At 67.9% G+C, this 14,224-nt stretch carries 14 protein-coding genes; 6 read left to right on the top strand and 8 right to left on the bottom strand.

Annotation, left to right across the window (positions count from 1 at the left end; genetic code table 11):
- Positions 1 to 9: 9 nt before the first annotated feature.
- The 6 genes from ACFW6P_RS02760 to ACFW6P_RS02735 all read right to left on the bottom strand — a co-directional run bounded on the left by ACFW6P_RS02760 (position 10) and on the right by ACFW6P_RS02735 (position 6,225).
- The gene (locus ACFW6P_RS02760; protein WP_386349616.1) at positions 10 to 1,008 is read right to left on the bottom strand and encodes a M48 family metalloprotease; all 999 of its coding nucleotides are present in this window, start codon (positions 1,006 to 1,008) and stop codon (positions 10 to 12) included.
- A gap of 77 nt (positions 1,009 to 1,085) precedes the next feature.
- Entirely contained in the window at positions 1,086 to 1,592 is a 507-nt protein-coding gene (locus ACFW6P_RS02755; protein ID WP_386422775.1) for a Pycsar system effector family protein, read from the bottom strand.
- A complete protein-coding gene (locus ACFW6P_RS02750) occupies positions 1,589 to 2,557 on the bottom strand; it encodes a hypothetical protein (protein ID WP_386349622.1) in 969 nt (322 codons plus the stop codon). The genes ACFW6P_RS02755 and ACFW6P_RS02750 overlap by 4 nt, the downstream gene beginning before the upstream one ends.
- A 15-nt stretch (positions 2,558 to 2,572) precedes the next feature.
- Entirely contained in the window at positions 2,573 to 4,321 is a 1,749-nt protein-coding gene (locus ACFW6P_RS02745; RefSeq protein ID WP_386349624.1) for a hypothetical protein, read from the bottom strand.
- Between the two features lie 338 nt (positions 4,322 to 4,659).
- Entirely contained in the window at positions 4,660 to 5,397 is a 738-nt protein-coding gene (locus ACFW6P_RS02740; RefSeq protein ID WP_386349627.1) for a hypothetical protein, read from the bottom strand.
- 123 nt (positions 5,398 to 5,520) lie between these two features.
- The gene (locus ACFW6P_RS02735; RefSeq protein ID WP_386349630.1) at positions 5,521 to 6,225 is read right to left on the bottom strand and encodes a Crp/Fnr family transcriptional regulator; all 705 of its coding nucleotides are present in this window, start codon (positions 6,223 to 6,225) and stop codon (positions 5,521 to 5,523) included.
- A gap of 188 nt (positions 6,226 to 6,413) precedes the next feature.
- Between ACFW6P_RS02735 and ACFW6P_RS02730 the strand changes: the two genes are divergently transcribed.
- From ACFW6P_RS02730 to ACFW6P_RS02705, 6 genes are all read left to right on the top strand, one after another.
- Positions 6,414 to 6,935: a DUF1707 and DUF4190 domain-containing protein gene (locus ACFW6P_RS02730; RefSeq protein WP_386349633.1), complete on the top strand. Its 522-nt coding sequence runs from the start codon at positions 6,414 to 6,416 to the stop codon at positions 6,933 to 6,935.
- A 342-nt stretch (positions 6,936 to 7,277) separates the two neighbouring features.
- On the top strand, positions 7,278 to 7,649 hold the full coding sequence (gene rpsL, locus ACFW6P_RS02725; protein ID WP_003948652.1) for a 30S ribosomal protein S12: 372 nt from the start codon (positions 7,278 to 7,280) through the stop codon (positions 7,647 to 7,649).
- 2 nt (positions 7,650 to 7,651) lie between these two features.
- Entirely contained in the window at positions 7,652 to 8,122 is a 471-nt protein-coding gene (rpsG, locus tag ACFW6P_RS02720) for a 30S ribosomal protein S7 (RefSeq protein ID WP_003998848.1), read from the top strand.
- 39 nt (positions 8,123 to 8,161) lie between these two features.
- On the top strand, positions 8,162 to 10,288 hold the full coding sequence (fusA, locus tag ACFW6P_RS02715) for an elongation factor G (protein ID WP_386349637.1): 2,127 nt from the start codon (positions 8,162 to 8,164) through the stop codon (positions 10,286 to 10,288).
- Positions 10,289 to 10,443: 155 nt separating this feature from the next.
- Positions 10,444 to 11,637: an elongation factor Tu gene (tuf, locus tag ACFW6P_RS02710; protein ID WP_386349640.1), complete on the top strand. Its 1,194-nt coding sequence runs from the start codon at positions 10,444 to 10,446 to the stop codon at positions 11,635 to 11,637.
- Positions 11,638 to 11,884: 247 nt separating this feature from the next.
- A complete protein-coding gene (locus ACFW6P_RS02705) occupies positions 11,885 to 12,532 on the top strand; it encodes a hypothetical protein (protein WP_386349906.1) in 648 nt (215 codons plus the stop codon).
- Positions 12,533 to 12,806: 274 nt separating this feature from the next.
- Here the strand turns inward: ACFW6P_RS02705 and ACFW6P_RS02700 are convergent, their stop codons facing one another.
- Positions 12,807 to 13,322 carry a hypothetical protein gene (locus ACFW6P_RS02700; protein WP_386349643.1) on the bottom strand — a complete coding sequence of 172 codons (516 nt, stop codon included), beginning with the start codon at positions 13,320 to 13,322 and terminating at the stop codon, positions 12,807 to 12,809.
- 388 nt (positions 13,323 to 13,710) lie between these two features.
- Complete coding sequence (locus tag ACFW6P_RS02695) at positions 13,711 to 14,097, bottom strand: ATP-binding protein (protein WP_386349646.1); 387 nt, start codon at positions 14,095 to 14,097, stop codon at positions 13,711 to 13,713.
- Positions 14,098 to 14,224: the final 127 nt, after the last annotated feature.

Below are 14,224 nucleotides of genomic sequence, written 5' to 3'. Positions count from 1 at the left end.
TTCGGGGTTTCACGAGCGCGATTCCAGGTAGGCCTGCAGGTGGTGAAGTCGTGTGGTGACGTCGGGGTGGGAGTCGAGCAGGCACGCGGTGATTCCCGTTCTGGCAGAGGCCATCCCCAGAGAGGTGGCAGCGACCGGGCGGGCTTCCTCACGGCCTCGTTCCCGGAGCAGCACGGACATCAGCTGGGGTGCGAACCCCAGGAGCGCGGCATGCTCGTCGGCGCGCAACTCGGACCGCCGGGAGACCGCGGCCAGGAGATACGGCGTGGCGAGCGGCAGGAAGATCAGGCCGTACGTCGCGGTCGCCAACGAGATCACGACCGCTCCCGTCAGGCCGATCACCATGGCCGCCGCCCCGGTGGGGAGTCTGCCCAGCCGGGTGGACAGCCGGAGCAGCGGACGCCATGCGAGCCGAGCCGGCCACGCGTACCAGAAGGACAACAGCGAGGCCCAGGCGTGCCCGCGGGTGTGGTGCCCCAACTCGTGGGCGAGGACTCCACCGAGTTGCGCCGGAGTAAGGCTTCGCAGCGAGTGACTGGTCACGCCGACGATGTGACCGGCTGCGGCAAGGGCATTGAGCTCGTTGCTGTCCTCTATCCACAGCTGATAGCCGCTCGCTTCCACACCGGCCCGGGCCGTCACCTCACGCCAGACGGGCCGCAGCCGCCGGGCCTCCTCCGGTGTGGGGTGGCGCAAGCCGAAGACCCAGCGGGCCATGAGCCGCTCGCACGGCCGGTGGAAGACGAGAGCTCCGCTCAGGGCCCAGCAACCGAAGAGCAGTGGCCAGGGAAGGCCGCTCAGGTGGCTCAGGGCGTACGACAGGACGAAGATCACAGCCAGGCTGGCGGCCATGTGCGGGAGGTGCAGTGCCAGCGAGCCGAGAGCGGTGATGTCCGCGCCGCGCTGGCGGGCTGCGATGTGGACTCGGCCTGTTCGGGGCGGGAGATCGTCATCGCGATCCGGAGAGTCCGGATGATGAGGTGTCCCGGGCTCGAACGACATCGGCATGGTCATCCTTCCGTGCGGAGGTGCGGAGGTGCGGAGGTGCGGAGGTGCGGAGGTGCGGAGGGGTGGAGCGGCGAGGTTCAGCCGAGGAGTATCGATCCGGGCAACAGAAGCGTTGCGCAGCCGAACGACGACAGTCCGATCCGGATCCAGAGGTGTTTGCGGGCTGCGATAGCGCTGGTCTCGGCGAGCGCGAGCAGGAGGCCGCGAGCCGGATCGCGGCCCGTCTCTGCGAGGGCTGCGCTGAGGCGCCCCGCGCGCGCGGCGTTCAGCACATCACCGAAGTAGGTGAGCGGGCGGCCGGGCGTCCAGCGGTTCCTCCGGTAGCGGGGAAGCACAGCCAGCAGGACGGCGAACAGGGCGATGACAAGGGATGCGGCACCGGCCCACCACAGCAGGGCGGCGGGCTCCGTCAACAGATCAGGGCTCCAGTTCCGATTTGTCAGGAGCGAGGCCAGCATTCCTCCGGAGATGCCGAGCACGCCGACCAGAACTGTTGCCTTGGCGTCGGCACGTGCGATCTCGCTCCGCAGGTCGGCGAGCAACTGCATGCCCGCCTTCAGCCCTGGATCCTCTGACGGGGTCATGCGCCAGTCCCCGAAGTGTCCTCCGGCTGGGAGGAGGGGTCGGTCGCGCGGAGAATGGCCGTTATCCGCTCGGCGACGAGCTTGCGAGGCTCATCGAGCTGGTAATCCTCCAGATACTTGTCCTCCAGGACCTGGTTGATCAGACTCACCTGGGTGTCCAGCAGTCTGCTCTGGTCTGCCTGCAGATGCTCCAGGACGAGTTGGGTCTCGTCCGGGTGGGCCACAAGATGCAGGGCGAGAGCGGAGGCGCCGCCCCGTGCCAGGGTGTGCTCGTAGAACCTGATCTGCTCAGCCCTGCGCTCGGCTTCGCACGACTCACGGATCAGGGCCGCCCGGTGCTCGGACTCCGCGGCCTCCGCCTCGTGGCGGGCGGTTCGCAGGCGTGCCTGATGCGATCGCTCGGTGGCGTCCCGCCGCAGGCGTATGGAACACGTGACGCTCAGGCCTTGAGCATCGCCGAGCGGGGTCGCGCTCGCGATCGCCTGCTGCACTGCCTGTTCCGCCTCCGCGCTCGCGTCGATGGGGTGCCTGCGGCTTGCCGCCCGCATGAGCGGCAGCAGCTCCCTTGTGAGGAGCGCCGGCACGTCCCGTTCCTGGCTGCGGACGAACCGGGCCGGATGGGAGACCCGCCAGCCGACGTCGGCGGTGACCTCGAACTCGAAGCTGTCGACCAGGCTGGGCAGAGGGACGTTCAGCTGGAAGGCGTGCGGGTCCGTAGCCACTTCGTACACGGCGATGTGGCGCCGCACGGACGTGGGGCGGTCGGGTGGGAGGAAGGTTTCGTAGGCGCCCTGCCGCGTCACACAGACCAGGGCATGGTCGATTCGTCCTGTGAAGCGTCGTCCGCCCAGGCGAAAGCGAGGGAGCTGCCAGACGGTGCGGACGGGATCGGCGTCGGTGTGCGGGGCGGGCTGTTCGGGCTGTTGCCGGAACCAGTCCAGGTGTTCGTGCTCGGTGTGCTCCATGTGTGCTCTCCGATATCAGTCGAGGGAGAGGCGCTTGCTGAGCCGGACGGCGGCCGGCGAAGGGACTCCCCTGGAGTCGCGGACCGTTCTCAGCAGATGGCTGATGCGGTGATGGTTGACGGGGTCCGAGACAAGCGCGTGTAACAGCGAGGCGAGTGCCGACTCGGTGTCCGGGTCGTGGTCGGCTCCGCGTACCCAGCCGCGGAGGATCCCGAGTGCCTGAGGGTTGTGCGCTCGATGGTTCAGCAATCTGTTCCACAGCGCGGTCAGGTGCCTGGCGGTCGGGCTGTCCTGGTTCGTGACGGCGGTGGCGTACCAGTCGAGGACCGGAGGGCGGTCACTCTCGTCCCCTCTTGTCTGCCTGCAGGCTTGGAGGAACGCCAGTAGAGCGTGCGGGCGGACCGCACGGTCCGTGGAGAGAACTTCGGCCAGAGTGGCCAGCACGGGCTCCCGTACGGCGAGCAGCAGAAGTTCGAGGGCGTCCGCGAGCTGCCGGGCCTCTTCCGGCACCTCATCGCTTTCGGAGTCGCCGTCCGTTTCGACCCGCGGCGGCCGGTGCATGGCGTCCACGAGGGCTGCCAGAGTCTCCTCGTGGTGTACAGGCCCCAGTAGGGCGTAGGCGCGGATGGCGGTCCAGCGCCGGCTCTCGACCTCTCCGGTGCACCAGTCGTGCAGGATCCGGGACACGGTCGGCACGTGCAGCAGTTGCGCCATGGTCAGGGCGTTGGCGGCCATGAGCCAGGCATGCGGCTTCCGGCTGTCCGCCCATGGCTCGACCAGGTGGGCCATGGCGGACGACAGGTCTGCGGTGGCCAGCAGGGCGGCGGCGGACGCCGCCCGGGTCCGCACCAAGGGGCGGCGGTCGTCGGCCAGCTTGCGGATCCATTCCGCGACGGCCGGGCGGGCGGAGGGGTGGCGGTTCCACACCTCTTCCAGCAGCATCCGAGCCGTCCGTTCGTCCTGGAAGGAGGCGCAGAACTTGCCCTCCAACGGACCCCACTCGGTCACTTCCGCGGTGACATAACCGTCGGCGTGTGCCAGCCTGAGCCGATCCTCCCGCGAGCTGCCGAACACGGGGACGGAGGGCCGGACATGGGGGTCCTCAATCTCGTGCAGGCGTACGAAGAGGCCATCGGCCAGCTCGGCGGTCACCGCGTACGGTGCCTTGTCGAACACGGCGAGGGAGAGGAGGAACGCTTTGTCATGCAGATCGGGCTTCGGTTCAGTGAGCCAGCGGGAGACACGGTTCGCCACGGCTGTCTCACCGAGGGAGGCGAGCACGGTCTCGCTGATCTCGCCGCGATGGTGCGCCACCAGTTGTTGTGCGAACTCCTCGATCTCCTTCGGCCGATGGTGTCGGGCGAGGAACTCCTTCACCGCCGCCTGGCCCGCCAGGGCTGGCCAGGCGGACTCACCGGTCGCCGGCGTGACGTGCGCCTTCAGCAGGTCCTCCGCGGACGGCGGCTCCCAGCGTACGGAGGGGAGTTCTCCCAGGGTGGCCGAGGGTTCCACTGTGATCACCAGGTGGGCCCGCTTGCGCTGCACCTGTTCCCGCAGCGCATGGAGCTGAGCCTCGTGCAGGGGCCGACCGCGGCCCACCGTCAGGTCGCACAAGACGTATCCGATCAAAGGGTCCACCTGGTCGGCCAGCGCCGAGAGCGAAGCGGGTGGGCCGAGGGAGCGCATCTGGTCGACGCCCAGCCGACGCAGCAGCATGAGCGCGGCCGAACGACGACCCGTCTCGCGTCCTCCTGAGAGAATCACGAGCCCGTCCTCGCGGAGCCGCGTGAGGGCTTCGTCGAAGCTGGCACAGCCTCGGAAGACGCCCGCCAGACTGTCGACCTCCGACTGAGGGATCGGCCCTGACCGAGCGGTGGATGTCGCCGCACTGGCCCCGAAGTGGAAGTGCTTGTCGCCGTAGTGATAACCGCCTGCCTGACCGAACTGGTCGCGGGAGACGAGGGTCGACACGAACTCCGGACCGTGCGCGATCAGATCCCGGCGGGCTGCCCACGCTTCCTGCCTCGGTTGCTCTTCGACCGCCTCTTCCTGCTTCCTCTCACCGTCCGGCGCGGCACCCTCTGCCGCTGCCTCGTCCAGGCTCATCGGCGCTCGTCCCGGGTGTGGCCTGTGAAGTCAAAGTGCTGACCACCGTGGAGAGTGCCACCCGTCTGCCCGTACTGATCGCCACTGATGCAGACGTCCCCACTCCGCGGTGTGAGCGAGTCCCGGCCCGTGGTGGCCGAGGAGGCCTGAGGACGGTCCGGCACGCCAGGCGCCCCGTGCACCCAGGCCACGGTCGGCCCTTCCTTGGTGTCGACGGTCACTCGATGGAACTCCTCCGGCCGGACTCCCAGCGGACCGTGCCGTACCACTCCTTGGTAGATGCCTTCCGATACACACAGGACGAAGTCGGTCTCGCGCTGCTTCAGGACGTCGCGCAGCGGGTCGGAGTTCAGGAGGCGGACTGCGTGATTGAGGTCGGAGCCCACCCATCCGTCGAGCTCGTCGATCGCCACGTATCCGGAGGAGAGGACGATGCGCAGGCGCATGCGGGCACTGGTGGAGAGGAGTCGGTTCTTGTTGTGGAGAAGGGCGGGGGTCTCGGTGAGCAGGGTCTTCATCAAGGTCGGCACGGGGACGGCGGTGTCGATGAGTTCCATGACCGAGTCGCCGCGGTCAGCACGCAGGCGGGCCGTCTCCTCGACGCCGGCGTCGAGGAGGGTGGAGTCGACGACGTCGTAGAGGACTCGGCGCAGGAACGTCTGCTCGACGTCGTCGCGCGAGCCGTACTGCTCGATGTCGAAGAGGAGGAGGGTGCGGTACACGGGGTCGGTCATGGCTGCCTCTCGCACGTCGGTGTCCGTCGACCAGCACGATGGCGGCGAACGGGCAGGCGGTGGAGGGCCGATGACACGGACGGAGTGTGACCGTGTGCACAGACGGAAACGCGGCGGCGTGCGTCAGACAGAGCTCTCGCCCGCGATGCGGCGGAGCACGTCGGGGCGGAGCACGACGATGCGACGGCGACGGGTGACGACGACCTGCCGGTCGCGCAGTTCCTTGAGGAGCCGGGCCACTGCCTCACGCGAGGAGCCGACCGAACCGGCGAACTCCTGCTGGCTGAGGCCGATGGCCAGTTCGATGCCCTCGCCTGTCCGGCTGCCATGCGTGCGGACCAGCTCGAGCAGCAGCGCGGCCAACCGTTCCCGGACGGTGAGAGCCGCCCATTCCAGGCGGCGGCGGTCGGCGGAACGCTGCCGGTCCGTGGACAGGCTCAGCAGGTGCAACGCCACCCGGGGATGCTCCGAGACGAAGGACGTGAACCGGCCCTGGTCGATCACGACGGCTTCCAACGGCTCCAGGGCCGTCACGGTCGCGGAACGGCCGCGCCCGCTGAGGGCGGCACCCTCCCCGATGATGTCCCCGGGGCCACGCAGGGCGAGCAGCGCCTCGTAGCCGTTGGCGGCGATCACGGTGACCTTCGTCCAGCCCCGCAACAGCAGCAGTACGTGAGCCGAAGGCTCGTCCTGATGAAGGATGACGCCTCGTGCCGGGTACCCCAGGGGACGGCCGAGGGCGAGCAAGGCGGTGCGGTCGACTCTCTCCAGACGGCCGAGGAACGGGACTCCATCGTCGTCCCACGGTCGCGTCTTCCCCCCGGTCATCCGCACGCCCCCACGTCACCTGTGTCGATGTCCGCCCGCACAGGCGTCAACGTACTGAAAATGACCAAGGAGACAACGGGTCACAATCGGCCGGTTGGCCGACACGCGGCAGCGGTGCGGACTCACCGGTGCCGAAAACGTCACTTCGGCGCATCATGGAAGTACTCCGGCCTCCAGGGAGGTGCTCCGTGTCGCAGCCGCCCTATCCGTCCTGGCAGCCCTGGCAGGGCCACAGCGGTCCTTCGATGCTGGCCTCGCACGCCGATCGGGAGCGGGCCGTGGACGTGCTCAGAGCCGGGTACGGCGAGGGGCGCATGGAGCGGGAGGAGTTCGAGAAGCGCGTGGCGCGGGCGTACGCGGCGCGCACCGTGGGGGAACTGGCGCTGCTCGTCGCCGACCTGCCGCAGGGGCCCGTGCCGCACGCCCTGCCCGTCGCGCACGTGCCGCCGGCGTTCCTGCCGGTGCCCCGGGCGCGGACGAACGGGAAGGCCGTCGCCTCCGGGGTGTGCGGGCTGCTGTGCGTGCCCACCATGGGGCTGACCGGTATCCCGGCCGTGGTCCTGGGGCATGTGGCGCGTGCCGAGATCCGCAGCCGCGGGGAGCTGGGGGAGGGGCTCGCCCTGACCGGGCTCGTGCTCGGGTGGTTGTCGACGGCGGGGTGGGCACTCGTCATGGTGCTCCTGACCCTGGTTTCCCTCGCGACGGGCTGACATCGGCCGGCGGCGCAAGTAATGTATGCAAATCGGACAGCTGCCGCTGAATTGAAGATCGACAAGGGCCGGGGGTCTTGACATGTCCCGCATGGCGATGCGGGCGAGGTCCATTTGTTTTGACCGCAGCGAATGCGATAGGTACGCTCAGACCTTGTGCCTGGGGTGTGCCCTGGCTCTCGTGCGTGCCATGAACCGCACGGCGAGCTGACACCGGCCACCGTGATCCGCGCTTCGTTCTGCCTGGCGGCGGGAGTCCGCGGGATACGACACACCCGACCGCGTGGGTCGGCGACGTTCCAGGTTAGCTTCACCAATCGGCACACAGAAACCGGAGAAGTAGTGCCTACGATCCAGCAGCTGGTCCGCAAGGGCCGGCAGGACAAGGTCGAGAAGAACAAGACGCCCGCACTCGAGGGTTCCCCTCAGCGTCGTGGCGTCTGCACGCGTGTGTTCACGACCACTCCGAAGAAGCCGAACTCGGCCCTCCGTAAGGTCGCGCGTGTGCGTCTGACCAGCGGCATCGAGGTCACGGCTTACATTCCGGGTGAGGGACACAACCTGCAGGAGCACTCCATCGTGCTCGTGCGCGGCGGCCGTGTGAAGGACCTGCCGGGTGTTCGATACAAGATCATCCGCGGTTCGCTCGACACCCAGGGTGTCAAGAACCGCAAGCAGGCTCGCAGCCGTTACGGCGCCAAGAAGGAGAAGTAAGAATGCCTCGTAAGGGCCCCGCCCCGAAGCGCCCGGTCATCATCGACCCGGTCTACGGTTCTCCTCTGGTGACCTCCCTGATCAACAAGGTGCTGCTGAACGGCAAGCGCTCCACCGCCGAGCGCATCGTCTACGGCGCCATGGAGGGTCTGCGCGAGAAGACCGGCAACGACCCGGTCATCACGCTGAAGCGCGCTCTCGAGAACATCAAGCCGACCCTCGAGGTCAAGTCCCGCCGTGTCGGTGGTGCCACCTACCAGGTCCCGGTCGAGGTCAAGCCCGGCCGTGCCAACACCCTGGCGCTGCGCTGGCTCGTCGGTTACTCCCGCGCCCGTCGCGAGAAGACCATGACCGAGCGTCTGCTCAACGAGCTCCTCGACGCCAGCAACGGCCTCGGTGCCGCTGTGAAGAAGCGTGAGGACACGCACAAGATGGCCGAGTCCAACAAGGCCTTCGCGCACTACCGCTGGTAGTCGCTACCCACATCGAGACCGAGAGAAGACTGAAGCCTTATGGCTACCACTTCACTTGACCTGGCCAAGGTCCGCAACATCGGGATCATGGCCCACATCGACGCGGGCAAGACGACCACCACCGAGCGGATCCTGTTCTACACCGGTGTGTCGTACAAGATCGGTGAGGTCCACGACGGCGCCGCCACGATGGACTGGATGGAGCAGGAGCAGGAGCGTGGCATCACGATCACGTCTGCTGCGACCACCTGTCACTGGCCGCTCGAGGACAACGACTACACCATCAACATCATCGACACCCCGGGGCACGTCGACTTCACCGTCGAGGTGGAGCGCTCCCTGCGTGTGCTCGACGGTGCCGTGACGGTGTTCGACGGTGTCGCCGGTGTCGAGCCGCAGTCCGAGACGGTGTGGCGTCAGGCCGACCGCTACGGTGTGCCGCGCATCTGCTTCGTCAACAAGCTGGACCGTACCGGCGCCGAGTTCCACCGCTGCGTGGACATGATCTCGGACCGCCTGGGCGCGCAGCCGCTGGTCATGCAGCTGCCGATCGGTGCGGAGGCGGACTTCAAGGGCGTCGTCGACCTCGTGACGATGAAGGCCCTGGTCTGGTCGGCCGAGGCGACCAAGGGCGAGATGTACGACACCGTCGACATCCCCGACACCCACGCCGAGGCTGCCGAGGAGTACCGCGGCAAGCTGCTCGAGGCCGTCGCCGAGAACGACGAAGAGCTGATGGAGCTGTACCTGGAGGGCACCGAGCCCACCGTGGAGCAGCTCTACGCCGCGATCCGCCGCATCACCATCGCGTCCGGCAAGGGCGGCGGCACCACCGTCACCCCCGTCTTCTGCGGTACCGCGTTCAAGAACAAGGGCGTTCAGCCCCTGCTCGACGCGGTCGTGCGCTACCTGCCCACCCCGCTCGACGTCGAGGCCATCGAGGGCCACGACGTCAAGGACCCGGAGCAGGTCATCGCGCGCAAGCCGTCGGAGGACGAGCCCCTCGCCGCGCTCGCGTTCAAGATCATGAGCGACCCGCACCTCGGCAAGCTCACCTTCGTCCGGGTCTACTCGGGCCGCCTGGAGTCCGGCACCTCGGTGCTGAACTCCGTGAAGGGCAAGAAGGAGCGCATCGGCAAGATCTACCGCATGCACGCGAACAAGCGTGAGGAGATCGACTCGGTGGGCGCCGGCGACATCGTCGCCGTGATGGGTCTGAAGCAGACCACCACGGGTGAGACGCTGTCCGACGACAAGAACCCGGTCATCCTGGAGTCCATGGACTTCCCGGCGCCGGTCATCCAGGTCGCCATCGAGCCCAAGTCGAAGGGCGACCAGGAGAAGCTCGGCGTCGCGATCCAGCGCCTGGCCGAGGAGGACCCCTCCTTCCAGGTGCACTCCGACGAGGAGACCGGCCAGACCATCATCGGCGGTATGGGCGAGCTGCACCTCGAGGTGCTGGTCGACCGTATGCGCCGTGAGTTCAAGGTCGAGGCCAACGTCGGCAAGCCGCAGGTCGCGTACCGCGAGACGATCCGCAAGGCCGTCGAGAAGGTCGAGTTCACCCACAAGAAGCAGACGGGTGGTACCGGCCAGTTCGCTCGCGTCATCATCGCGATCGAGCCGATCGAGGGTGGCGACGCCTCGTACGAGTTCATCAACAAGGTGACCGGTGGCCGTGTGCCGAAGGAGTACATCCCTTCGGTGGACGCCGGTGCGCAGGAGGCCATGCAGTTCGGCATCCTCGCCGGGTACGAGATGACCGGCGTCCGCGTGACGCTGCTCGACGGCGCCTACCACGAGGTGGACTCCTCCGAGCTCGCGTTCAAGATCGCCGGCTCGCAGGCCTTCAAGGAGGCCGCGCGCAAGGCCAGCCCCGTACTGCTCGAGCCCATGATGGCCGTCGAGGTCACCACGCCCGAGGACTACATGGGTGAGGTCATCGGTGACATCAACTCCCGCCGTGGCCAGATCCAGGCCATGGAGGAGCGGGCCGGTGCCCGCGTCGTGAAGGGCCTCGTGCCCCTCTCGGAGATGTTCGGCTACGTCGGCGACCTGCGCAGCAAGACGTCCGGCCGTGCGAGCTACTCCATGCAGTTCGACTCCTACGCCGAGGTTCCGCGGAACGTCGCCGAGGAGATCATCGCGAAGGCCAAGGGCGAGTAACGCACCGCGTTCTCAGGCCGTAGGCTTGACTCCGGAGCCTCCAGGGGCATTCACCCGCATGCGAGGGGAATGCCCCCGGGCCCGGGCTTTGACAGCAAAGATCACCTGGCGCCGATGAAGTAAGGCGTACAGAACCACTCCACAGGAGGACCCCAGTGGCGAAGGCGAAGTTCGAGCGGACTAAGCCGCACGTCAACATCGGCACCATCGGTCACATCGACCACGGTAAGACCACCCTCACGGCGGCCATTACCAAGGTGCTGCACGAGGCGTACCCGGACCTGAACGAGGCCACCCCGTTCGACAACATCGACAAGGCGCCCGAGGAGCGTCAGCGCGGTATCACCATCTCCATCGCGCACGTCGAGTACCAGACCGAGGCGCGTCACTACGCCCACGTCGACTGCCCGGGTCACGCGGACTACATCAAGAACATGATCACCGGTGCCGCGCAGATGGACGGCGCGATCCTGGTGGTCGCCGCGACCGACGGCCCGATGCCGCAGACCAAGGAGCACGTGCTCCTGGCCCGCCAGGTCGGCGTTCCGTACATCGTCGTCGCCCTGAACAAGGCCGACATGGTGGACGACGAGGAGATCATGGAGCTCGTCGAGCTCGAGGTTCGTGAGCTCCTCTCCGAGTACGAGTTCCCGGGCGACGACCTGCCGGTCGTCCGCGTCTCCGCGCTGAAGGCCCTCGAGGGCGACAAGCAGTGGACGCAGTCCGTCCTGGACCTCATGAACGCCGTCGACACCGCGATTCCGGAGCCGGAGCGCGACGTCGACAAGCCGTTCCTGATGCCGATCGAGGACGTCTTCACGATCACCGGTCGCGGTACGGTCGTCACCGGCCGTATCGAGCGTGGTGTCCTCAAGGTCAACGAGACCGTCGACATCATCGGCATCAAGCAGGAGAAGACCACCACCACGGTCACCGGCATCGAGATGTTCCGGAAGCTCCTCGACGAGGGCCAGGCGGGTGAGAACGTCGGTCTGCTCCTCCGCGGCATCAAGCGCGAGGACGTCGAGCGCGGCCAGGTCATCATCAAGCCGGGCTCGGTCACCCCGCACACCGAGTTCGAGGCGCAGGCCTACATCCTGTCCAAGGACGAGGGTGGCCGCCACACGCCGTTCTTCAACAACTACCGCCCGCAGTTCTACTTCCGTACGACGGACGTGACCGGCGTGGTGACCCTCCCCGAGGGCACCGAGATGGTCATGCCGGGTGACAACACCGAGATGAAGGTGGAGCTCATCCAGCCCGTCGCCATGGAGGAGGGCCTGAAGTTCGCCATCCGTGAGGGTGGCCGGACCGTGGGCGCCGGCCAGGTCACCAAGATCAACAAGTGAGTCCTCGGACTGCTTGAGGGTCTACTGACCTGAGTGGCTCGAAGGGGCCCGTACGACTTCGGTCGTGCGGGTCCCTTTGCCGTGGGTGGGACGAGGGGTCCGGCTGTGGGGGGCCGGGTACTCGCCCGGCGCCTCCCAAGGGCTCGCCGTTCTGGACGTTGACGGAAGAGTGGCACGATGTGCGCACGGGAACGAGTGACCGACCGATCGTCTGATCGTGTGAACTGTGAACGGGGAGGCCGGCGTCATGGCCCGCTACATGGAGACCCTGACCGTCGAGCGGGGCGGTTTCCGGATCAAGGTGCCGGAGTCGTGGTGGGAGTTCGACGTCCGGCCCGAGTCGCGGGACGACTCGATCCGGCGGATGGTGACCGAACGGGTGCGGCAGCGGCCGGAGTTGGAGCAGTACCGGGACACGTACGTCGACTTCCTCCGCAAGGCGGCGGCGGACGCGCACAAGTCGGGCGCGCTGTACTGCGGCTGCATGGCGGAGAACTTCGGCGGCGACACCCCGATCACGGGGTCCGTGACCGTCTCCCTGGTCGGCGGCCGCAACGAGCGCGGTGAGCCGCTGTCGAACGACCCGTCGGTCATCGCGAGCCAGCTCGCGGTCAAGGAGGCCAAGCGCGAGGGCGACTCCTGGCGCAAGGTGACGACGGTCGACATCCCGGGCGTCGGCCCGGCCGCGCGCACGTACGGCGTCGAGGACGTCGCCGTACCGGGAGACGCGCTCAATCGCACGATCAGGGCCGTACTGATGCAGACGTACATCCCGGTGCCGGGCCAGGAGGGCAAGGTGGCGCTGGTCGCGGGCAGCAGCCAGGTCCTGGACCTCGCGGACTCGTTCTTCGACATCTTCGACGCGATCACGTCGACGTTCCGGTTCACGGGCTGATCGATGCCCGGTCGGTGGGACTGGGGGAAGGGCAGGGTTGTTCATATGTGTGCCGTACCGGAAGCTCGGGCTGTGCGTGGACGCATCTCCTGACCTCCGCCGGTCTGCGGAGCGCATCCTGGGTGACAGCCCAGACCTACTTGCGTACTGCGGTCGAGAGCGATGGTGAGGACTGGTACCGATCGACGGATGCAGGCTTCATGCCACATCAGTGCTGAATCGGCCCGACTGTCCGAACTCGACGGACTCGTCGGCCTGTCCGCTGCCCGTTGCGTCAGTCGGCCGTGAGGCTGCTCGGCTCCTCCCCGCGGTACGGTATCCAGCGGTAGCCGGGCTGGAACACCTCGGCGTCGGCGCTCAGGCCCAGTTCGGTGTGCAGCTTGTCGCAGAGCACGAGTCCGTGGAGGCTGCCGTCGTTCAGTTCGGCTGACCACTCGTTCCTGAGCTCAACGGGGTCCAGGAGCGATTCCGGGTCCCAGCCGACTTTGGCAGCGACGTATCCGCGGAACTGCGCGAGCAGGTCGTAGAGCTGGTGTCCCAGGTCGGTCAGCTCGGCTGCGGTGAGCTGGAACCTGGGGAGGCTGCCGTCCAGGGCGCAATGCCAGCTGACGGCCACGGGCAGGACCGACAGCTCGATGTACCCGCTTGCCTTCGCCAGCATCGGCCGGTGGAGAGGGATGCGGTGCCCACCCGCGTGGAGCACCCATGACTCGGGGTCGATGCGGGCGGCGGCCTGTGCCGCCTCGATGTCATCGCCGAAGTTCACCACGAGCTCGAAACACATCGCCACGGTTCGTCTGCCTCCCCAACTCGACGGCCCTCACGCCGCCTCGATACGTTCGATGAGGATGCCATTTTGTACCTGGCGCCAGCGCGGACCGAAGGCACCAGGGGGCGCTGGTGATGGCGCGCCAGGCGTACGTCGGCCCGGCCCGGCCCGGGATGGCTGACGCGGCGTGCTTTTGCGGAGCGGACTCAGGCCGCCGCGCAGGTGTCCAGGCCCGCGGTGCGGCAGTCGCGGCAGTAGGAGCCGGTTGTGGGTGTTCTGATGGCGCGCTCGCAGCCCTCGCAGTTGTGGAGAGGGGGAGGGGGTGGGGGCGCGCCGGTGTCGCCTGACGGGGGTGTGGGAGGCGCCGAGGGCGCCGGGGGTGGCAGGAGTTCGGTGAGGCGGTAGGCGATCAGGGAGGCCGGGCGGCGGGGAAGCGGTCCGTGAGCGCTTCCACGAGGACGAGGCCACGGCCCGACTCGCCGTCGGGGGCGGCGGTTTCGCGGTGCGGCAGCCGGTCGCCCCTGGTGTCGGTGACCTCGATGCGGAGCGTGCCCCCCACGACGTACAGCGTGAGCCGGAAGTCGCGTCCCGGGACGCGGCCGTGGGTGACGGCGTTGGCCGCCAGCTCGGCCACGATGCGCTCCGCGGGGTCCAGCGGGATGCCCCAGCAGCGGAGTTGCTCGGTCGCCAGCAGGCGGGCGAGGCGGGCTCCGCGAGGTGTGGAGGACAGCGGAACGCTGAAGTCGCGGGTGCCGTGGTGCAGTTCGGTTCCGGGTTCGGCGATTTCCTGATTCACGTCACTCAGCGTGGCGGTCCGCGCTTACCGTGAACAGTGACGAAGCCGATACGTACGGTGACTGTCGGTGGCTTGTCCGGCCGTGTCCGGGCTTGTCGGGGCTGGCCGTACGGCGGCGGATCGTCGA

This window comes from Streptomyces sp. NPDC058741 (genome assembly GCF_042746715.1).
GTDB lineage: Bacteria > Actinomycetota > Actinomycetes > Streptomycetales > Streptomycetaceae > Streptomyces.
This window is presented reverse-complemented; position numbering and strand designations above follow the sequence as displayed.